We start from the raw sequence: 21,097 nt of genomic DNA, 5'->3' as shown, positions 1-21,097 counted from the left end.
CCATCGGGCGTTTCGCGGATCGGCAGCCCGCGAGCGCGGGCAGCATGGCTACCCGCATGGTTCGGTTCCTAGTGGAAGAAGTGGCGCTCGCCCGTGAAGTACATCGTGACGCCGGCCGCCTTCGCAGCTTCGATGACCTCGGCGTCGCGCACGGAGCCGCCCGGCTGCACGACGGCGCGGATCCCGGCCTCGAACAGCACCTCGGGGCCATCAGCGAACGGGAAGAACGCGTCGGACGCTGCGACCGATCCCGCGGCCCGCTCCCCCGCGCGCTGCACGGCGAGGCGGCAGGAATCGACTCGGTTCACCTGGCCCATGCCCACGCCAACGGAGGCGCCGTCGTTGGCGAGCAGGATCGCGTTCGACTTCACCGCTCGGCAGGCGCGCCACGCGAACTCGAGGTCGGCGAGCGTCGCCGCGTCGGCGGGCTCGCCGGCCGCGAGCTCCCACTCGGAGACGGGTGCGAAGTGACGGTCGGCTTCCTGCAGCAGGAAGCCGCCGGACACCTGGCGCAGCTCGATCGGGTTCTGGGTGAAGTCACCCGGCAGCGCGATCAGGCGAATGTTCTTCTTCTGGGTGAGGATCGCGAGCGCCTCCGGCTCGAAGTCGGGGGCGACGATGACCTCGGTGAAGATCCCGGAAACCGTCTCGGCCATGCCCTTCGTGACGGTGCGGTTCGCGGCGATCACGCCACCGAACGCGGACACCGGATCGCAGGCGTGCGCGAGCTCGTGCGCCGCGGCGATCGGATCGGCCGCGCCCTCCGGGGCCACTGCGATCCCGCACGGGTTCGCGTGCTTGATGATCGCGACTGCCGGTCGCTCGTGATCGAAGGCGGCGCGCACCGCAGCGTCGGCGTCAACGTAGTTGTTGTACGACATCTCCTTGCCGTGCAGCTGCCGCGCCTGGGCGATCCCGGCTCCCCCGCTCTCGGCGAAGAGCGCACCGCGCTGGTGACTGTTCTCGCCGTAGCGGAGCACGGCCTCGCGCAGGCCGAAGATCTCGAAGCCGAGGGTCGTGTCGGCGCCTGCGCCGTCCTCGGGCTGCTCGAAGATCATGTCGAGCGACTCCTCGGCGGGGTACTCCTCCTCGGGGCCCTCGTGATCGTGCGCGTCGGCGTCCGCGGTCGCCGCGGCGTCGTCCCAGCCGGCGTCCTGCTGATCGAGGAACCAGTTCGCAACAGCGCCGTCGTAGTTCGCGGTGTGCACGAACGCCTCGGTCGCGAGGGAGCGGCGCTGCGCGAGCGTGGTGCCGCCCGCGCGGACGGCCTCGATGATCTCGTCGTAGCGGGACGGCGAGACGACGATCGCGGCGTTGGCGTGGTTCTTCGCGGTCGCGCGCACCATCGCGGGGCCGCCGATGTCGACGTTCTCGACGACGTCAGCCGCGGGCTTGCCCGACGCGACCGTCTCCTCGAACGGGTACAGGTTCACGACGACGAGCTCGAACGGCGCGAAGCCGAGATCGGCGAGCTGGGCGCGGTGATCCGCGAGGCGCAGGTCGGCGAGGAGTCCGGAGTGCACGGCGGGGTGCAGCGTCTTCACGCGGCCGTCGAGCGCCTCGGCGAAGCCCGTGACCTGGGCGACGTCGGTGACGTGGTGTCCGGCGTCGCGGATCGTCTGCGCGGTCGAGCCGGTCGAGACGATCTCCACGCCCGCCTCGGCGAGCGCGGCGGCGAGGTCGAGGAGCCGATCCTTGTCGCTCACGGAGATGAGCGCGCGCCGCACAGGGATGAGGTCGCGGTGCTCGTAGAGGCTGGGATCGTGGCTCTGGACTGCCATCGGGCTCCTTCGTGTCGGGGTGATGCGGGTGATGCGGGGTGGTTCGGGGTGATGGGGTGGGTTACGTCTCGGATGGGAAAGCGTTCGGGGCGCGGATCGGCCTCGGCTGGCGGCGCCGGGAGTCAGTCGGCGCCGGTGCGGCCGGCCGCGACCGCTGCGAGATCGAGCGATCCCTCGGCGATCTCCCGGACCGTTGCCACGAGCAGCGGGCGCTCCACCTCTTTGATCCGCTCGTGCAACTGGTCCTCTGACTCACCCTCGCGGATCTCGACGACCGCCTGGCGCAGCACCGGACCGGTGTCGACGCCCTCGTCGATGATGTGGACGGTGACCCCGGTCTCGGAAGCGCCTGCGGCGAGCGCGTCGCGGACCGCGTGGGCCCCGGGAAAACTCGGGAGGAGCGCGGGATGCGTGTTGATGAGCTCGGGCGAGAAAGCGCCGACGAAGCCCTCGGGGAGGATCCGCATGAGCCCGGCGCTCACGACGAGCCCGGGGTTCGGGCCGGTCCCGACGCCGTGCTCCTGGATCGCGGCGGCGAGCATCTGCCCCCACTCGTCGCGGCTGCGGAAATCACCCGGTCGGATCACGAACGTCGGGATTCCCGCGCGCTCGGCGTGGGCGAGGCCCGGCGCATCCGTGTCGGCACCGACGCACACGATCCGGGCGGGGAAGCCCGGTTCCGCGGTCGCCGCTATCAGGGCCTGGAGATTCGATCCGCCACCGGAGATCAGCACCGCGAGATTCAGCACGCCCACAGTCTACCCGCCGCAGCTGCGGTGCTCATCGGCGATCAGCCAGGGTGCATGCCGGCCGAAGTGCGCGTGCTCCTGCCGTGCCCAGCGCTCCCAGTGCGGCGCGAACGTCTCGCCGTCGCGCGCGATCGCCCGCTCGTGCCGGAGCGGCTCGGGGCAGTCGAGCCAGATGGAGTGCACGGACCCCCGGCTCGCGGCCGCGGCGAGGTTCGCCGCCGTGATCGCCCCGCACCCCTCGATCACGAGCGGACCGCTGGTCGGGAGGCTGATCCGTTCCCCGAACAGCCCGGCATGCCAGTCCCAGCGCGCGTAGCTCCCCCGGTGGAGCACATTGGCGACCTCCGCCGATCCCGCCGCGAGCCCGTCCCAGCCGGGGTAGAGGTCCTCGACCCGCAGCACGGCGACCCGGTGGCCCGCAGCCGTGAGCCGTCCGATGAGGTCGTCGGCGAGCGAGGTCTTGCCGGACCCCGATCGTCCGTCGATGAACCACACGTCGTGCAGCTTCGCGCTGGGCTCTTCCACCATCAGAATTCCCCTCGGCCGTCCGTGCGGAGCCGCTCCGCGTGCAGCATGATGCCCGCCGCGAGCCCGCCAAGGATCACGGCGGCGGCGAGACCGGCGCCGTAGCTGCCCGGCGCCGGATGCCCGATAAGCTGCCCCACCGCGACGGGCAGCGTCTGCGCGCCCGGGCGCACCAGGAACGACGTCGCCCCGAACTCGCCGAGCGAGGCCGCGAACGCGAAACCGAGGGCGAGCCCGGCAGAGCGGCCGAGCATCGGCAGGTCGATCGTGCGGATCACGACCGCGGGTCCGGCACCGAGCGTCGCCGCCGCGAATCGCAGTTGCTGGTCGATGCCGCGCAGCACGGGGAGCAGCGTCCGCACCACGAGCGGCAGGGCGACAAGGGCCTGCGCAATCGGGATGAGCGCAACGGAGGTGCGGAGGTCGAAACCGATCCCGAGCGGGCGATTCATCGTGATCAGAAGGCCGAATCCGAGCGTGACCGCCGAAACGCCGAGCGGCAGCATGACGGCACCGTCAAACACCGAGAGCGCGCGCCTGAGCGCCCGGGACTCCGGCTTCCGGGAGAGCACGAGGGCGAGCAGCACACCGAGCACCATCGCGATGAGGGCGGCAAGGAGGGCGATCCTGAGCGACAGCCAGGTCGCGTCGAACACCGTGCCGTCGAGCGGCAGGCCCTTCGGCGGCGAAACCAGCGCGGCGTAGTTCGCGAGCGTCCAGTCGCCGTGCGGCCCGCGGAACGAGCGCAGCAGCAAGGTCACGATCGGGGCGGCGTGCAACAGCGCGGCCATCAGGCCGAATACCACGAGCGCCGGGACGTCACCGCGCCCGGGCCGGGGCATCCGGCCCGCCTCGGCGCGCAGTGAGACGGCACGCTCCCCGCGCGAGCGCAGCCGCGCCGACACCACGAGCGCGGCCCCGACGATCGCGAACTGCGCGAGCGACAGCACTGCTGCCCCACGCAGATCAAGGAACTGCACCGTGAGCCGGTAGATCTCCGTTTCGACATTCGAAAACTCGCGTCCGCCGAGCACCAGCACCACGCCGAACGACGTCGAACAGAACAGGAACACGAGGGCCGCCGCCGAGGCGAGCGCCGGAGCGAGCGCCGGGAGCGTCGTCGTGCACCAGGCGCGGACCTTTCCCGCTCCCAGCACCCTGGCCGCGAGCTCGGAACTCGTGTCGAGCCGCGCCCAGAACGTCCCCACCGTGCGAGCCACGACCGTCACGTTGAAGAAGGCGAGGGCCAGCACGATCGCCCACAGGCTGCGGTCGAGCCCGAGCCCCGCGAGCGGCCCGCCCTCCCCGGTGAGCGCGACGAACGCCGCGGCGACGACGACCGTCGGGAGCACGAACGGCACGGTCATGAGTCCGCGCAGCACGCCGCGACCGGGGAAATCCAGTCGGTAGAGCACGTGCGCCGCCGGGAGGCCGAGCGCCACGGACACCGCCGTCGCGAGCCCGGCCTGGGCGAGCGTCTGCCCGATCACGCGCCAGGTGCGCGGCGCCCCGAACACCTCGGGGATCCCGGACAGGTCGATCCGGCCGTTCTCGAGGAATCCCGTCGCGATCAGGGAGAGGACGGGCCACAGGAAGAACAGCGCGAGGAAGGCGAGCGGGATCGCTGCGGCGAGCACCCAGGCCGCCGGACCCGCGATCCGCCACGGACTCGGCCGCGGCTCACCTTCCTCACGCTCGGGCACTAGAGCCCGATCTTCTCGCTCAGGGTCTTGAGCCAGCCCTCGCGGCCGCGCTCGATTTCGGCTGCGGGCAGATCGTGCGACTGCTCCGCGCTCGGCAGCGGGGCGAACTCGCTCCACGCGGCCGGCACCTTCGCCTCGGCGTCCGCCGGATACATGTACATCGCGTCGGGGATCGTGTCCTGGAACTCTCGCGAGACCAGGTAGTCGACGACCGCCTTCGCGCCGGCCTCATTCTTGGCTCCCGTGAGCACGCCCGCGTATTCGACCTGCTTGGAGCAGGTGTCGAGCAGGGCCTTCGTGGTGGTCGACTTGCCGTCCTTCGAGACGGTGAACGCCGGCGAGGAGCTGTAGGAGACGACGATCGGGCGCGTGCCCTCGCCTCCGCCCTGCGTGAACTGGCCGTTGTAGGCATCGGTCCAGCCCTGCTCGACGCGCGCGCCGTTGTCGACGAGGGACTTCCAGTAGCCGGCGAAACCGTTCTCGCCGAACTTCGACACCGTGCCGACGAGGAAGGAGGCCCCCGTCGAGGACGCCGTGGGGTCGAGCAGCACGGTCAGGTCCTTGTACTCGGGCTTCGCGAGGTCCTCGTAGCTCTTCGGCTCAGCGAGCTTCTTGTTCGCGAACCAGCCCGTGTCGACGTTGATGCAGGTCGCTCCGAGATCGACCGGGGTGAGCGACTCGTCGCCCTCCACGCGGTGCGCCTCGGCGCTCTTCGCCAGGTGCTCGGGCGCGTACTTCGCCGCAACCCCGTTCTCGATGAGGCGCGAGGCGAAGATCGTGTCGACGCCGAAGAAGGCGTCGGCGATCGGGGCGCCCTTCGTGAGCACGAGCTTGTTCGTGAGTTCGCCGCCGTCTCCGGCCGAGACGACCTTGACCGTGTAGCCGGTCGCCTCGCTTGCGGCCTTCTCGAACTCCTCGTTCGGGAAGGAGTCGTGGACCGCGATCGTCACGGTCTTGCCGCCGTCGGCAGCGTTCTGGGCTGCGTCCTTCTCGGAATCGGGCGCGCCCGTCGCGCAGCCACCGAGCGCGAGCATCGCGGCCGCGCAGAGCGCCAGTGCCGCAGTGGTCCGCGCGCTCCGGCGCGTGATCGAGCGAGTGATGGCAGGGGTCATCAGAGTTTCCTTCCTCCGCTGGCATGAACCAGATCAGGTTGAACGGTCGGAGCTCGCGTGCTCCCTCTCAGCCCCGCGCGTCGGGACTCCCGTGGATGTCGCCTCTTACCCTAGCGCCCCCGGCGCACTCCGCGCCAACCGAGCTTACGGCGGGGTGAAGAGTCCTGATCAGGCACGGATTCTGACGATTCTTCCGTGACCACGGAGGGGTCCCACGAGTACGCGAGTAGCGCGTCGGACTCCGCCGCGGCCCGCTCCGCCTCCCGATCTTCGGCCTCGCGCGCTGCCTCCGCCGCCGCGGCGCGCTCGGCCGCGCGGGCCTCACGGGCTGCACGGCGCGCGGCCAATCGCTCGCGCTCCGCTTCCGCTTCCTCCCCCAGCTCAGCATCCGCATCCGGGGTCGCCTCCGGGCTCGCCTCCGCGTCCGGCCCGAGCTCCCACTCGTCCGCCTCGGATTCGGCGGCAGCGCCCGGCGACTCTTCCGCCGCCAGCGGGGCGTCCCCGCGCGGAAGCGGCTCGACCACGTCGGTCTCCTGATCCGCGAAGTCCGGATCGTCGAGCCGGTCGAGCCGGTCGTCTCCGCGTGGACCGCCGCCGCCGGAACCGGGTGCGCTCACGGACCCGGACGCGCTCGAATATGCGGCCGCGATCAGAGAATCCTCGGAGCCTTCCGCGATCGGCAGCGTGGGCAGATCGTCCTGGCTCTCGTCTCGCTCGGGGGCCTGCTCAGGGGCGTCTGCTCCCCCGCGCGGCGACCGATCCCCGCCGCGTGCGCCCTGCACGCTCGCGGCGACGGCCCCGACGCGCTCGGAGACCCGCTCCCGCATCCCCCGGACGGCCGCGCTCCCCGGCAGCTCCTCCGGGATCGCCTCTCGCACGCGAGCCACATCGAAGCGGGCCGCGGAAACCCCGATCAGGGCGCCGATACCGAGCTCCGCTGCCGCGAGCCCTCCGACGAGCCACGGGGACGATCCCGTGCTCGCGAGGCGATCCGGCCCGATCGACCCGGTCGCGAGCGCGGAAAGGCCGGCGACGATGAGCCCGGCGAACGCACCGGCGAGCAGCGGAATGATCACGGCGACCGGCCAGGAGGCGCGTCGCAGATCCGTGCGCCGCGCGAAGACGGCCCCGGCGGCGATCGCCGCGAGGGCGAGAATCGCCGGCGGCAGCGCGCCGAGCGCGCCCCAGCCCTGCGGGATCGCTCCGAAAATCGGCAGCGCGGGCAACGGCCCGAGCAGCGTTTCAAAGGGCGTGACAGAGGTGCCGACGCCGATCGCGAAGCCACCGCCCGTGAGCCACGCTGCCGCCCAGAGCACGCCGATCGGCAGCGCGACGAGCTGTGCGATGAAGACCAGGATCGACCCGAGGGGATCCATCTGCAGGCTCTGACTGAGCTCGATGATGCGCGCGTATCCGACAACGAACGCGACGGCGAGGGCGATTGCGGCGAGCCCGATCAGCAGGGCGAGCAGGATCCCGCACAGGCGAGCCACCAGGGCCGCGCGCCCACGGAGCGCCGCGGCGCTTCGCAGACCGGCGTGGTCGAGGGCCCGCTGCGTCCCGCCGATGGCGCGGTCCCACCACTCGTGCTCGTCGCGCGCGGCGCGCACGAGGAAGCCGAGCAGCGCCGGCGCGCCGTAGACGAGCGCGGGCACGAGTACCGCGAGCCAGCGCGGGGCAGCAACCAGCGGACCGGCGACGAGCGTCGCGATCAGGGCGATCGCTCCAAACCCGATCGCCCCGCCGAGTGGCCCGGACGCCCCAGCCCCGCCGCGACCGCCGAAGCGCCACCCGGAGCGCGCGCCGAGCGCCGCGGTGAGGAGGGTGATCCCGAGCGGGGCGAGGGACAGGCCCACCTGGAGCGCCTCGGGCGGGAGCCCGAACGCGAGCGCCGACTCCGCCGGAACGGTGAATCCGAGCGGAACGAGGTGCCCGAGAAGCCAGATCCCCGCCACCCACGAGGCAACCGCGGCCGGCTCGGCAGCGAGCCCGAACGTGACGATCCAGATGAGGAGCACGGGGATCGCAACAGCGATCACACCGGCGAGCGCGACCGCGGCGGCCTCGATCGCCGCGATCACGGCGGTCACGAAAGATCTCATCGGAAGAAGAGCCTACTCCGCGGCCGCGGCCGGGACCTCCGACCCGCCCGAGCGCGGCTCGGGACGCTCGTGGATGAGGGCGAGGATCGCATCAGCGAGATCGCGGAACTCGGTCGTCCGCTCCGAGGCGAGCGAGCGGGGACGGGCGATCGGCACGTCGAGGATCTCGCGCACGCGCCCCGGTCGCGGGCTCATGACCACGACGCGGTCGCTCGTCACGACGGCCTCGTCGATGTCGTGGGTGACGAGCAGCACCGTGAGCCGGTGCCGCTCCCAGACCTCGAGCAGGAGCTCCTGCATCGTGCGCCGGGTGAGCGCGTCGAGCGCGCCGAACGGCTCGTCCATGAGCAGGATCTCCGGACCATAGCTCAGCGAGCGGGCGAGCGCGGCGCGCTGCTGCATGCCGCCGGAGAGCTGCGCGGGAAAGGCCTGTTCGAAGCCCTCGAGTCCGACGAGCCCGAGGAACTCGCGGGCGCGGTCCGCGCGGTCAGCTTTCGAGAGGCCGGCCTCGCCGCGGAGGGCGAACTCGACGTTGCGCTGGACGGTGAGCCACGGCATGAGGGTGGCCTGCTGGAAGACGACGCCGCGATCGCGGCCCGGACCTGTCACGGGGCGGCCGGACACCTCCACGACGCCCTCGCTCGGCGTCTCGAGGCCCGCGATCAGCGACAGCAACGTCGACTTCCCGCAGCCGGAGGCGCCGACGATGGAGACGAACTCGTTCTCGGCCACGGCGAGGTCGACGCCGTCGAGCGCGACGACGTCGCCGAAGCGCTTCGCGAGCCCAGCGATCCTGAGCTTCCCGGTCTCGTTCACGAGCGACCCTCCTGGTATGCGAACATGCGGCGGCCTCCGGCGCGCATGGCCTGGTCGAGGATCAGCCCGAGCACGCCCAGTACGACCACGTAGCCGATGATGAGGTCGGTCTCGAAGAACCGCTGGGCGACGGTGATGCGGAAGCCCATGCCGCTCGACGCCGCGACGAGCTCGGCGACGACCAGCCAGGTCCAGGCCCAGCCGAGGGTGACGCGGAGGGCGTCCCAGATGCGCGGCATCGCGGAGGGCACGACGATGCTGGTGAGCAGCCGCGTGCGGCTCAGGCCGAGCGTCTCGCCGAGGCTCACGAGGTTGCGGGGCGTCCTGCGCACCGCGTCCGCCACCATGAGCACCTGCTGGAAGAACGTTCCCATCCAGATGATCAGGAATTTCTGCGTCTCGTCGATGCCGACCCAGACGATCGTGAGCGGCACGAATGCCACGACCGGCATGTACCGAATGAAGTCCATGAGCGGTTCGAGCGCCGCCTCCACGCGGGCGTTCACGCCCATGAGCGTGCCGAGCGGCACCGCCATCACGGTCGCGAGAATGAAGCCCATCGCGATCCGGAAGGCGCTCACCCCGATGTCGCCCCAGAGCTCGCCGTTGGCCGCCTGCCGAGCGAGCGCCCCGGCGACAGCATCGGGGCCGGGCAGGAACATCGGGTCGACGAGGCCCGCGGCGGAGACGATCCACCACAGGGCGATGAGGATGACGAAGGTCGCTACCGCCGTGGTCAGGTAGGCGGGCCGGCTCAGGCGCTCGCCGATTCTCGCCCGGCGGCGGGCCCGCCGCGGTGCTGCGGTCGTGGACATGCTGCGGCGACTAGCTCAGGTATTCAGAGCGGATGGCCCGCTTCGCGTCGACGTCGCCCTCGATCAGCCCGATCCGCTTGGCGACCGTGACGAGGGCCGGAAGCGTCTCGGTGAGGTATTCGCCCGTGAGGAGCTCACGGTTCTCGGCGAGCGTGTAGTAGTGCACGCCGTCGAAGGCCGACTCGAGGTCGGCGACGTTGGAACCGACCCCCTTCGCGATGATCTCGCGCCCCTTCGCCGGATCTTCCGCGGTGAAGGCGACCGCGTCGTCCCACGACTGGATGACGCTGCGGACCTCGTCGGGGTGCTTGTCGAGGAAGTCGTTGCGGACGACGAGCACGTCGGTGATCAGGCCGGGATAGTCGCCGGCGGTGACGAGGGCGCGAACGCCCTTGTCCGCCGCGATCGCCTCGCTCACATAGGGCTCGTAGGTGACGCCGGCGTCGACGCGGCCGGCGAGCACCATCGGGGTGACCTTGTCGGCCGAGGACTCGATGACCTTGACGTCGTCGAAGCTCATCCCGTTGTCGTCGAGCGCCTCGGCGAGCAGGATCTCGCTCGTTGCGCCCTTCTCGAACGCGACCGACTTGCACTTCAGCTCCTTGACGGAGCCGATCTTCTCGCTGCTGAGGATGGCGTCGGCCTCGGTGGCCGAGTCGAGCAGGAGGACGATCGAGACGTCGACACCCTGCTCCATGAACTGCAGCGCGGCCTGGGCGCCGACGTTGGCCATGTCGAGCTTGTTCGCGGCGAGCGCGGCGTTGACATCGGCGTCGGCGTTGAAGCTCGAGAGCTTCACGTCGACCGTGTTGTCCGCGAAGTAGCCCTGATCCTCCGCGACGTACCACTGGCCGTAGCCGAGCCACGGCTGCGTCCCCATGCGGACGGCGCCCGCCGATTCGCCTCCCGCTTCGCCGCCGCCTCCCGCGGAGTTGGAGGAGCAGCCGGTGAGCGCGAGTGCGATGGCCGCGGTCGCGGCGACCGCGGCTGAGAACGTACGGAGGGTGCGGCGGGTCACGTGAGGTCCTTTCGGGGCCTGGGAGGTTCGGGTGCGCGCGACGTCGCGGCGCAACCCTCCTATTCTACGGGACCGAACCGACTCGATTTCCCGCGCGATCGGGGCCACGCCTCGCCCGGACGGCCGCGTGCGATGCACGTGACGCGCGGGGCCGGCGCCCGGCGTGCCTGCGGCGGCAGGGCCACCCGACCGGTGAGACCGGGGCCGGCTCACCAGGCGGCGGCGACCGCCCGGTGCGCCTCGAACAGCGGGACGGTGGTGCCCTCGGGGGCGCGCCCGAAGCCGCACTCGGTGGCGACGCCGAACGGCCGCGTCACGTGGGCTCGCGCCGCCTCGATGCGGCGGGCCGCACCCTCCGCGCCGTCTTCCCGGTGGACAAGACCGAGGTAAAGCTCGGTCTCCGCGGGGATCTCGAGGCCCTCGAGCGCGGCGAAGTACTCCGCGTCGTCGCGCTCGATCGGCACCGGAAGGTGGAGCCAGGTGAGGGGCCGATGGGCCGCTGCGACGACGAGGTTCGCGAAGCGGACGAGGTTGCCCGTGTCCGCCGGCTCCACGAAGTGCTTCTCGGCGACATCGCCGTAGCACAGGTGCACACCGACCTCCACGTCCTCGGGTACGCGATCGATCTGACGCGCGAGCCGCTCGCTCGTGCCGCCCCAGACGTCTTCGAACCACTCGGGGCGCTGGCCGCCCCGCGCGGCGTACGCTGCGCTCTCGAGGATGGCGAACTCGAGCGCCGCATCCCACTGGATCGCGAGACGATCGTGCGGGATCGCCGCGAGGATCTGGGAGAGTTCCGCGGCGAGCGCCGTCTCGTACACCGGCTCGAACGCCGCGCGGTCCTCCGCCCGGACGAAGCTGCCGACGACACCGAGCGGCGTGGGCAGGGAGACTTGGAAGCGCGTCTCCGCCGGGATGATCCCCTCTCCCTGCAGGCGCGCGAAGGTCTCCCACGACTCGAGCGCGGCTTCCGCGTAGCCGAGCGGTTCCAGCTCGAGGTCTTCCGCGCGCACGCCCTCCTCAAGACGCACGGGGCGGATGTCGAGCATACGGAGCGGGATCGGAGTGTCCCCGACCCGGCCGATCCCGGCGCTCCTGGCGATCCGGCCCGGTTGGAAGGCGATCCAGTGGAAGCGCTCCCCCACCTCGCCGTCGGGGATGCGCTTCAGGCGGTCGCCGAGCTCGGCGGCCGCGGTGCGCATGGTGGTCTCCGCGTCCTCGAAGTTGATGCTGCCCACGAGGTGGGCGCCGGTGACGGGGGCTTCGGGTGCCGTGGTGTCGCTCATGGCACCAGTATTCCGCAGGCCTCCGACACCGATGCCGCCGCCATGCGGCTGATGACACAGTGTTACGGGGCATTCGACCGCCCGGTACACGGCAAGGGCCGAGACCTCCGAAGAAGTCCCGGCCCCCAAGAGGATCCGCGCGGATCAGAGTGCGGCGTATGCCTCACGCAGCAGTTCAGCGGTCTCGGTGGGCGTCTTGCCCACGCGGACGCCCGCGGCCTCGAGGGCCTCCTTCTTCGCCTGCGCGGTGCCCGCGGAGCCCGACACGATCGCGCCGGCGTGGCCCATGGTCTTCCCCTCGGGCGCGGTGAAGCCCGCGACGTAGCCGACGACCGGCTTCGTCACGTTCGCCTTGATGAACTCGGCGGCCCGCTCCTCGGCGTCGCCGCCGATCTCGCCGATCATGACGATCGCCTTCGTCTCGGGATCGGCCTCGAACGCGGCGAGAGCGTCGATGTGCGTGGTGCCGATGACGGGGTCGCCGCCGATGCCGATCGCGGTCGAGAAGCCGAGATCGCGGAGCTCGTACATCATCTGGTAGGTCAGGGTGCCCGACTTCGAGACGAGCCCGATCGGTCCCTTGCCCGTGATCGTCGCGGGGGTGATCCCCGCGAGCGACTCGCCCGGCGTGATGATGCCGGGGCAGTTCGGGCCGATGATCCGGGTGTTGCCACCCGTTGCCTTCGCGTGCGCCCAGAGCTCAGCGGAGTCCTTGACGGGAACGCCCTCGGTGATGATCACGAGCAGGCCGATGCCAGCGTCGATGGCCTCGACCGCGGCGTCCTTCGTAAAGGCGGGCGGCACGAAGGCGACCGAGGTGTCGGCGCCGGTGGCCGCCATCGCCTCGGCGACGGTCGCGAAGACGGGAAGCTCGACGGCGTTGCCCGCGGCGTCGACGTGGCTCACGGTGGTGCCGGCCTTGCGCGCGTTGACGCCGCCGACGATGTTGGTGCCAGCGGCAAGCATGCGCGCGGTGTGCTTGGTGCCCTCGCCGCCGGTGATGCCCTGGACGATGACCTTGGAATCCTTGTTCAGGAAGATCGACATTCTTCTAGCTCTCTTCTGTCGTGTCTCGGGATCAGCGTGCGTTGGCGAGCTCGGCGGCCTTGTCGGCGCCCTCGTCCATCGTCGCGGCCTGGGTGACGAGCGGGTGCGCCGCCTCGTCGAGGATGCGGCGGCCCTCCACCACGTTGTTGCCATCGAGGCGGACGACGAGCGGCTTGTTCGCCGAGTCGCCGAGCTTTGCGAGCGCGCCGACGATGCCGTTGGCGACGGCGTCGCAGGCGGTGATCCCGCCGAAGACGTTCACGAACACGGACTTGACCTGCGGATCGCCGAGGATCACGTCGAGGCCGGCCGCCATGACCTCGGCTGAGGCGCCGCCGCCGATGTCGAGGAAGTTGGCGGGCTTCACGCCGCCGTGGTTCTCGCCGGCGTACGCGACGACGTCGAGCGTCGACATCACGAGGCCCGCGCCGTTGCCGATCACGCCGACCTCGCCGTCGAGCTTCACGTAGTTGAGATCCTGTGCCTTGGCCTTTGCCTCAAGCGGATCCTCGGATGCCTTGTCGGCGAGCGCCTCGTGATCCGAGTGACGGAAGTCGGCGTTCTCGTCCAGCGAGACCTTGCCGTCGAGTGCGATGATCTCGCCGCCGCCCGTGAGGACGAGCGGGTTGACCTCGACGAGCGTTGCGTCCTCGCCGGCGTAGACCTCGTAGAGCTTCTGGAAGACGGGAACGACCTTGCCGACCAGTTCCTCGGAGAATCCGGCGGCGCGAGCAATCTCCTCCGCCTTCGCGGCGTCGATCCCGGCGATCGGGTCGACCTCGATGCGCGCGAGCGCCTCCGGCTTCTCGACGGCGAGCTGCTCGATCTCCATGCCGCCCTCGACGCTGCAGAGCGAGAGGTAGGAACGGTTGGCGCGGTCGAGGAGCACCGAGAAGTAGAACTCCTCTGCGATGTCCGCGCCCGCGGCGACCATGACGCGCTTGACCACGTGTCCCTTGATGTCGAGACCCAGGATCGCCTTCGCGGCTTCATAGGCCTCATCTGGAGTTTTTGCGACCTTCACACCGCCGGCCTTGCCACGGCCACCGGTCTTCACCTGGGCCTTGACGACCACGACGCCACCCAGCTTCTCAGCTGCGGCGCGGGCCTCCTCCGGCGTATCGGCGACCAGGCCGGCAAGCACCGGCACTCCGTATCGCTCGAAAATATCGCGTGCCTGGTACTCGTACAGATCCACGTACTGTCCTTCTTTTGGGGTCAGGGGTGATCCGAGGCAGAAAGGTGTCTCGATGTCGAGATAATGTCGACCACGTCGGAGTCTAGCATCGGAGGATCACCGGCAGGTCAGCGCGGACCGGCTCGCGGCACGCGGGAACGGTTTCGACCCGAGTCGAATTCGAGACCGAATCCAGAAAATCCCTGTTTTTCCAGGGAACCTCCTTGTAAGCTCATAGAATTGACTCGATGCTCGCCGCATCCATGTCACTGCACGACGAACCGAACAGGAGCTGATCGAGCTTGACCACCCCCAGGAACCCCAAGCCCGAGGGTCTCCGAGCCCGCAAGCGCCGCGCAACGGAAAACGCGATAGAAAGTTCGGCGGTGAAACTTTCTCTTGAGAAGGGCGTCGCGAACGTCACGGTCGAGGAGATCTGCGAGATGGCCGACATCTCGCGCAGCACCTTCTTCAACTACTTCGCAGGGCGCGACTACGCGATCGTGGGACGCGCCGTCGATCTGCCGGACGACGCCTCGGCGTTCGCGATCCTCGATTCCGCCGCAGACGATCTGCCGCGCGGCATCTTCCGTCTCCTGTTCGCCGGCATGGGCCACACGAACGTCAACTCCGAGGTCGCGCGGCTGCGCCAGCGCCTCGTCGAGGAGCAGCCGCAGGCAGCGCGCATGATGATGTCGACGCTCATGGAGACGACGTATCGGCTCACCGGCATCGGAATCGCCTGGCTGACCAGCCATCCGGAGCACGCGCGCACGGCCGATCCCGCGCGCGAGGTCAGCCTCGCGGTCACCCTCGTGACGGGAGTGATCGTCGTGCAGATGCGCAAGTGGGCCGCCGCTGAGGGCGACGTGCAGGCCACGGAGGAGGACTTCGACCTGGTCATGGAGGAGTACCGAATTTTCCTGCCCTGATCGGGATCAGGAACGGCGAGGGGCCGGCCCCGCGGGGTTTGGGTGGCGGGCCCGCGCCGGTGCCCGGGGGGGGCGCGGCTCCCCGGGGGCGGGCCGCCCCCGGGGGTGTGGGGGCCCCGCCCCCTCGCCGTTGCACGGGCGTCTCGCGGCGCGCTCAGTCGACCTTGGCGATGGGGGCGAGCTTCACGAGCAGCTTCCGCTCCCCCACGCTGTCGAACACGACGTGGGCGATGCGCTTCGAACCGACCCCGGTGACGCCGGTGACGCGTCCCTCGCCGTACTCGTCGTGGGTGATGCGATCGCCCGCGGCGAGTTCGAGGTCGCCGTTATCGCGGATCGCGCCCCCGATCGTGTTGGGGAAACCACCGCCCGCAGCCTGCGCCTCCTTGGCGAGGCGCTTGCGCTCCCGCCACTTGTCGAGCGCGGACTGCATGTTCCCGCTCGCGGGCTCCGACACCGCTGCCGAACCGCGCCCGCCGCCGCCTCCCCCCGGGGCAAAGCTGACCGAGGAATCGGTTCCGCGGCTGGCACCGCCCCGCGCCCGGCCGGAGTAGGACCCTCCCGATCCGCGAACGGCGTTGAGCGCGCGCGATTCCGTTCCGCCGCGCCCGGTGACCTCGCCGGGAGACTGCCGCCAGTCGATGAGGCCCTCGGGAATCTCCTGCAGGAAGCGGGAGGGCATCGCGACGGCGACGTCGCCGAAGGTGGCCCGCGTCGAGGCGAGCGTGATGAACAGGCGCTCGCGGGCGCGGGTGATGCCGACGTACATCAGTCGCCGCTCCTCATTGACGCCCCCGACCTCGTCGACGGACATCTGGTGCGGCAGCAGCCCCTCCTCGACCCCGGTGATGAAGACGGCCTTGAACTCCAGCCCCTTCGCCGTGTGCATGGTCATGAGGGAGACGGTGCCGCTCTGGTCGTCGAGGTCGTCGGCAGCGGCGACGAGGCTGACCTCCGTGAGGAAGGCGACGAGGCCCGCTCCCGGCTGCTTCACGTCGAACTCGCGCGCCACGGCGAGGAGTTCCTCGAGGTTCTCCGCCCGCGCGTCGTCCTGCGGGTCGCGGCGGGCGCGCAGCTTCTCGATCATTTCGCTCTCGTCGAGGACGAGCTTCAGCAGGTCGGCGACCGGTGCCGGGCGCTTCTCCTGGTCGCCCTCGGCCTGCTCGGAATCGGGGATCGGCTCGGGCGCGACATCCGTGGGGCCGCCGCCAGCCGCCATCTTCGCGGCGCGGGTGAGGAGCTCCCCGAGCGCCCGAACGGTGCCGCGGAGTTTGGGGCCGATCTGCGGGATCTCGTCAACGCGCAGCATCGCCTCGTGGAACGACAGTCCCTGAGCCTCCTGGAAATTCGCGAGGTGCGCCTCCGCCATGGGCCCGATGCCGCGCTTCGGGGCGCCGAGCAGGCGCGACCACGAGATCGGATCGTACGGGTTCGCGATGCTGGTGAGGTACGACATCGCGTCCTTGACCTCTGCGCGCTCGTAGAACTTCGTTCCGCCGAGCACGCGATACGGGATCGCGGATCGGATCAGGAGTTCTTCGAGTGCGCGGGTCTGTGAGTTGGTGCGGTAGAAGACAGCAATGTCGCTGTAGGCGAGGCCGCCGCGATGCAGGTCCTCGATCTCCTCCGCGACGAAGCGCGCCTCGTCGTGCTGCGAGTAGCCGGTGAAGCCCGTGATCTTCGGGCCGTCCCCCTCGGCCGTCCACAGGTTCTTCTCCTGGCGGTCGAAGTTGTTGCCGATGACCGCGTTGGCCGCGGAGAGGATGTTCTGCGTCGAACGATAGTTCTGCTCGAGCTTCACGACCTCGGCGCCGGGGAAGTCGCGCTCGAACTCGACGATGTTGCGGATGTCAGCGCCGCGGAACGCGTAGATCGACTGATCCGAGTCGCCGACGACCGTGAGGCTCGCGGCGGGAACGCGCCCCGAGGCGTCGAGCTCGCGGGCGCGCGCCGGCGGAACGAGCCCCTCGACCTGCTCGGGCTCGATGGGCCGCGTGAGCTCGCGGATCAGGGAGTACTGGGCGTGGTTCGTGTCCTGGTACTCGTCAACGAGGATGTGCCTGAAGCGGCGCTGGTACACGGCGGCGACGTCGGGGTGCGCGCGGAAGAGGTGCACCGTCTGCCCGATCAGGTCGTCGAAGTCGAAGGCGTTGGCGCGGCGCAGCTCCTGCTCGTACATGCGGAAAATCTCAACGAACAGGCGATCCCGCGGGTCGTTCTCGTTCATCGTCGCCGCGTAGTCGCTCGCGTCGGAGAGCTCGTTCTTGAGCTTCGAGATCTTCGACCCGGAGTTGGCCGGCGTGAAGCCGTAGGTGTCGGCGTCGAGCTCCTTGATGATGCGCTTGAGCAGCGCGCGCGAGTCCGCAGAGTCGTAGATGGTGAAACCGGAGACGTACCCGAAGCGCTCCGCCTCGCGGCGCAGGATCCGCACGCAGGCGGAGTGGAACGTGGAGATCCACATGCCCTGCGCACCCTCGCCGAGCAGCCCGTCGATGCGCTCGCGCATCTCCGCGGCCGCCTTGTTGGTGAAGGTGATCGCGAGGATCTGGCTCGGCCAGGCCTCCCGCTCCCTGATCAGGTGGGCGATCCGGTGCGTGAGCACGCGGGTCTTGCCGGATCCGGCGCCCGCGACGATCAGCAGTGCCGGACCGCGCGACAGCACGGCGCGCTCCTGGGCGGGGTTGAGGCCGTCCAGCAGCGGGTCTGGGCCGCCCGCGGCACCGGATTCGGTGCCGTAGGGAAGCCCGGAGGGGTCGAGAAGTTCGAAGTCGCTCATCGTTGCACCAGTCTAGGCGGGGCCACTGACACGGACGGCGGCCCGGAGGGAGGCCCGCGCTCTGCGCCCTCCGTCGAGCCGCCGTCCGCGCCGCCGGGCGCGATCCGACACAATGGAGGAATGTCCTCCCCGAGTGTTCTCGTCTTCGCAACCGGCGGCACGATCGGCATGCGCGAGACCGACGCAGGCCTCGCCCCCGATCCCGATTTTCCCGAGATCCTCGAGGCGATCGTCTCGCGGATCTGCGCCCCGCTCGGGATCGCGAGCCGTGTCAACCACCTGCTCCCCGCGATCGACAGCGCCAACGCCGATTCGGAGACCGCGCCGAAGATCGCCAGGGCGGTGCGGGCCCGCGTCCGCACGCACCGACCGCGCGGCGTCGTCATCACCCACGGCACCGACACCCTCGCGTACACGGCGTCGCGGCTCGCGTTCGAACTCGGCGACCTCGGCGTCCCCGTGATCGTCACCGGCAGCCAGCTCCCCCACGGCGCCGCGGGCACCGACGCGATCGACAACCTCACGCTCGCGATCCGCGCCGCGGTCCGCGCCGCGCCCGGCGCCCCCGTCTCGATCGCGTTCGGCGGCGGTCTCTTCCCCGCCGTGCGCGCAACGAAGCACGACAGCGTCTCGCTCTCGGCGTTCCGAGCGGAGCTCCCCCTCGGTGCCGGGCCGAGCGGGATCCCCGCCGCGGCGAACCCGGACGACGCACCGCACGCACCGGCAAGGGTGCTGTCGTTCAGGCTCGTTCCCGCCGTCACCGCGGCCGATCTCCGCGCCGCGGCCGGCGGCTCCCCCGACGGCCTCGTGCTCGAGTGCTACGGCAGCGGCAACGGCCCCACCGCGCGCCCCGGAATGCTCGGCGCACTCCACGAGCTGTGCGCGACGATCCCCGTCGTCGCGATCACGCAGTGCACCTCGGGCGGGGTGGACCTTGCCCGCTACGCCGTCGGCCGAGAACTCCAGGCGGCGGGCGTGATCGACGGCTCCGACCTCACCATCGAGGCGGCGACCTCGAAGCTCGGCTTCCTGCTCGACCGCGGGCACACCGGCGGCGAGCTCCGCGCCCTCATGGAGGCGAACCTCGTCGGCGAGCTCCGCAGCGCGAGCTGATCAGGCAGAAAAACCAGGCGCGACGATCTGCGCGCCGAGATCCGGGTGATCGACGAAGATCCCGTCGACGCCGCTCTCGACGATCATGCCGAATTCCCCGGACCAGTCGCCCCACTCCGACGGGGAGAGACTGGATCGGAATCCCAGGTTGAGGAAGCGATTCTCCGGCCTGAGCGTCCACGTGTAGACGCTCAGGCCGCGCGCGTGCGCCCGTTCCACGAGCGTGGTCGGTCCGACCGCGTTCCCCAGCGCGTCGAGGCGGAGCAGATCGCCCTTCGCGACGCTGATCCCGTGCACCCGTCCGGCGAGCAGATCGAGGCCGTCATCGCTCCGGTACCAGCCGTAGCTGCGCTTCGGATCGTCGCCGATCGGCTCGTCAGCGGGCGCGCCGATCCGCTCGGCGAGGAACACGAGTTTCCCGCGCAGGCCCGATTCGCGCACCCGATCGAGCGCGCCCAGCTCGAACGACTCGATCACGAGCCTCGCTGGCCGTTCGTTCCATCCCGAACGCAGCAGCTCCCGGATCAGGATCGGCACGAGATCGAGACCCGCCGCCTGGAAATAGGCCGCGTGCTTGATCTCGATGACCACACCGAACTCGCGACCGGCGCGCTCGCTCTCCTCATCGATGATGCCGAGCACATCGGAGAGCCGCAGGATCGGCTCCTCCCCGTCGTGTTTGGCGCTGTCGGGCCGCAGCTTGGGCAGCCGTTCACGGGTGCGCAGCGTGGACAGCTCATCCCAGGTGAAGTCCTCGGTGAACCAGCCGGTGAGGGACTGCCCGTCGACGGTCTTCGTGGTGCGCCGGTCCCGGAACTCCTCGTGATCCGCCACGTCCGTGGTTCCCGAGATCTCGTTCTCGTGCCGCACCACGAGCACGCCGTCGCTCGTGGCCACGATGTCGGGCTCCACGAACTCGGCGCCCAGCTCGAAGGCGAGGCGGTACGCCGACTCGCTGTGCTCCGGTCGGTACCCTGAGGCGCCGCGGTGGCCGATGATGAGCGGGCGGGCGGGCGCTGACTCGGGGGTGCGCAACATGCCCCCAGGGTAGGGCACGAGCGTGAACGACAGGTGCGGCGGCAGGACCCCGTTGCGTTCACGGCGAACATCTCCGAGATCACAGTCGTTTCCGGGCTGAATCCAGATACGCTGAATCTCAGTCCCATACGCCAGGAAAGGATTCCGACGCATGAGCAACCCCGCTCTCGGCAACAACCCCGCGCTCAACGGCAAGACCCTCACTGCAGAGGAGCTGCGCCGGATCTACGAGCAGCCCGCTGCGCAGACGCAGCGCCCCGGGGTCGACGCCCCGGCCACGGAGGCGGGCTTCGGCGCTGAGCAGCCCCCCGTCATCACTCCGTCCGACCGCCCCATGACCTACGAGAACACCATCTCGAAGACCGTCATGCTCTTCCTGATCGTGCTCGCAACGGGCGCCGTCGGCTGGTTCATGCCAGCCCTCGCGCTGCCCGCCGCCATCGTCGGCCTCGTGCTCGGCCTCGTGAACTCCTTCAAGAAGGAGCCGAGCGTCCCGCTGATCGTGCTCTACGCCGTGGCGCAGGGCATCTTCCTCGGCGGCATCTCGGGCGTCTTCGAGGCCCGCTGGTCGGGCATCGTGGCGCAGGCCGTCATCGGCACCCTCGCCGTGTTCGCGGTGACGCTGCTGCTCTTCCGCAGCGGCAAGGTGCGCACGAGCCCCCGCATGACCAAGATGTTTCTGATCGCGATGGTCGGCTACGCCGTGTTCTCGCTCACGAACTTCGTCCTCATGCTCACGGGCGTCAACCAGGACCCCTGGGGCATGCGCGGCGCCACGATCTTCGGCATCCCGCTCGGCCTCCTCATCGGCGCGCTCGCGGTGCTCCTCGCCGCGTACTCGCTCGTCATGGACTTCGAGCTCGTCAAGAACGGCGTCGAGAACCGCGTCCCCGAGAAGTGGGCCTGGTCGGCCGCGTTCGGCCTCATGGTCACGCTGATCTGGCTGTACGTCGAGATCCTGCGCATCCTCGCGATCCTGCGCGGCAGCGACTAAGCGCTGCAGCGGCGCCCGGGTGATCCCGGCAGCGCACGAGAGGGGCGGGGCCCCCCCCCCCCCCCCCCCCCCCACCCGGGGGTAGGGCGAGCCGGGCACCCGCCCCCACACCG

General features: G+C 70.4%; 17 protein-coding genes and 1 riboswitch. Of the genes, 3 read left to right on the top strand and 14 right to left on the bottom strand.

Translation table 11 applies throughout. The annotated features are described in order from the left end of the window. Positions 1-68: 68 nt before the first annotated feature. From purH to sucC, 12 genes are all read right to left on the bottom strand, one after another. On the bottom strand, positions 69-1,781 hold the full coding sequence (purH, locus tag JD292_RS01440; RefSeq protein WP_200130965.1) for a bifunctional phosphoribosylaminoimidazolecarboxamide formyltransferase/IMP cyclohydrolase: 1,713 nt from the start codon (positions 1,779-1,781) through the stop codon (positions 69-71). Between the two features lie 122 nt (positions 1,782-1,903). Continuing rightward, positions 1,904-2,530: a phosphoribosylglycinamide formyltransferase gene (gene purN / locus JD292_RS01435; protein WP_200130964.1), complete on the bottom strand. Its 627-nt coding sequence runs from the start codon at positions 2,528-2,530 to the stop codon at positions 1,904-1,906. A gap of 9 nt (positions 2,531-2,539) precedes the next feature. Beyond that, positions 2,540-3,058 carry a nucleoside/nucleotide kinase family protein gene (locus tag JD292_RS01430; RefSeq protein ID WP_200130963.1) on the bottom strand — a complete coding sequence of 173 codons (519 nt, stop codon included), beginning with the start codon at positions 3,056-3,058 and terminating at the stop codon, positions 2,540-2,542. After that, positions 3,058-4,758 carry an ABC transporter permease gene (locus tag JD292_RS01425; RefSeq protein ID WP_200130962.1) on the bottom strand — a complete coding sequence of 567 codons (1,701 nt, stop codon included), beginning with the start codon at positions 4,756-4,758 and terminating at the stop codon, positions 3,058-3,060. Before JD292_RS01425 ends, JD292_RS01430 begins: the two co-directional genes overlap by 1 nt. Beyond that, the gene (locus tag JD292_RS01420; RefSeq protein ID WP_200130961.1) at positions 4,758-5,870 is read right to left on the bottom strand and encodes a thiamine ABC transporter substrate-binding protein; all 1,113 of its coding nucleotides are present in this window, start codon (positions 5,868-5,870) and stop codon (positions 4,758-4,760) included. The genes JD292_RS01425 and JD292_RS01420 overlap by 1 nt, the downstream gene beginning before the upstream one ends. After that, a riboswitch (TPP riboswitch) is annotated at positions 5,864-5,973 on the bottom strand. It overlaps the preceding gene by 7 nt. Before the next feature lie 7 nt (positions 5,974-5,980). Beyond that, positions 5,981-7,972, bottom strand: a complete 1,992-nt coding sequence (locus JD292_RS01415) for a cell division protein PerM (RefSeq protein ID WP_200130960.1) — start codon at positions 7,970-7,972, stop codon at positions 5,981-5,983. A gap of 12 nt (positions 7,973-7,984) precedes the next feature. Next, complete coding sequence (locus JD292_RS01410) at positions 7,985-8,788, bottom strand: ABC transporter ATP-binding protein (protein WP_200130959.1); 804 nt, start codon at positions 8,786-8,788, stop codon at positions 7,985-7,987. Next, positions 8,785-9,603, bottom strand: a complete 819-nt coding sequence (locus JD292_RS01405) for an ABC transporter permease (RefSeq protein ID WP_200130958.1) — start codon at positions 9,601-9,603, stop codon at positions 8,785-8,787. Before JD292_RS01405 ends, JD292_RS01410 begins: the two co-directional genes overlap by 4 nt. A 10-nt stretch (positions 9,604-9,613) precedes the next feature. Beyond that, the gene (locus JD292_RS01400) at positions 9,614-10,621 is read right to left on the bottom strand and encodes an aliphatic sulfonate ABC transporter substrate-binding protein (protein ID WP_200130957.1); all 1,008 of its coding nucleotides are present in this window, start codon (positions 10,619-10,621) and stop codon (positions 9,614-9,616) included. Positions 10,622-10,830: 209 nt separating this feature from the next. Further along, positions 10,831-11,907 (bottom strand): hypothetical protein, encoded by a 1,077-nt coding sequence (locus tag JD292_RS01395; RefSeq protein WP_200130956.1) that lies wholly within the window; start codon positions 11,905-11,907, stop codon positions 10,831-10,833. A gap of 144 nt (positions 11,908-12,051) precedes the next feature. After that, positions 12,052-12,954, bottom strand: coding sequence for a succinate--CoA ligase subunit alpha (gene sucD / locus JD292_RS01390; protein WP_200130955.1), 903 nt, complete (start codon positions 12,952-12,954; stop codon positions 12,052-12,054). A 31-nt stretch (positions 12,955-12,985) separates the two neighbouring features. Then, complete coding sequence (gene sucC, locus JD292_RS01385) at positions 12,986-14,152, bottom strand: ADP-forming succinate--CoA ligase subunit beta (protein WP_200130954.1); 1,167 nt, start codon at positions 14,150-14,152, stop codon at positions 12,986-12,988. Positions 14,153-14,517: 365 nt separating this feature from the next. Here sucC and JD292_RS01380 point away from each other — a divergent pair, with 365 nt between their 5' ends. Further along, a complete protein-coding gene (locus JD292_RS01380; protein ID WP_369411100.1) occupies positions 14,518-15,063 on the top strand; it encodes a TetR/AcrR family transcriptional regulator in 546 nt (181 codons plus the stop codon). A gap of 154 nt (positions 15,064-15,217) precedes the next feature. On the opposite strand, the gene JD292_RS01375 is transcribed toward JD292_RS01380, so the two are convergent. Beyond that, on the bottom strand, positions 15,218-17,839 hold the full coding sequence (locus tag JD292_RS01375; RefSeq protein ID WP_200130952.1) for an ATP-dependent helicase: 2,622 nt from the start codon (positions 17,837-17,839) through the stop codon (positions 15,218-15,220). Positions 17,840-17,959: 120 nt separating this feature from the next. On the opposite strand from JD292_RS01375, the gene JD292_RS01370 reads away from it, so the two are divergent. Continuing rightward, a complete protein-coding gene (locus JD292_RS01370; protein WP_200130951.1) occupies positions 17,960-18,952 on the top strand; it encodes an asparaginase in 993 nt (330 codons plus the stop codon). Here the strand turns inward: JD292_RS01370 and JD292_RS01365 are convergent, their stop codons facing one another. Further along, positions 18,953-19,990: a glycerophosphodiester phosphodiesterase family protein gene (locus tag JD292_RS01365; RefSeq protein ID WP_200130950.1), complete on the bottom strand. Its 1,038-nt coding sequence runs from the start codon at positions 19,988-19,990 to the stop codon at positions 18,953-18,955. It abuts the gene before it with no gap. Positions 19,991-20,141: 151 nt separating this feature from the next. Here JD292_RS01365 and JD292_RS01360 point away from each other — a divergent pair, with 151 nt between their 5' ends. Continuing rightward, entirely contained in the window at positions 20,142-20,984 is an 843-nt protein-coding gene (locus JD292_RS01360; protein WP_200130949.1) for a Bax inhibitor-1/YccA family protein, read from the top strand. Positions 20,985-21,097: the final 113 nt, after the last annotated feature.

Source organism: Leucobacter edaphi (assembly GCF_016522535.1).
GTDB lineage: Bacteria > Actinomycetota > Actinomycetes > Actinomycetales > Microbacteriaceae > Leucobacter > Leucobacter edaphi.
The sequence above is the reverse complement of the archived record's forward strand: the minus strand, read 5'-3'. Positions and strand labels throughout refer to the sequence as shown.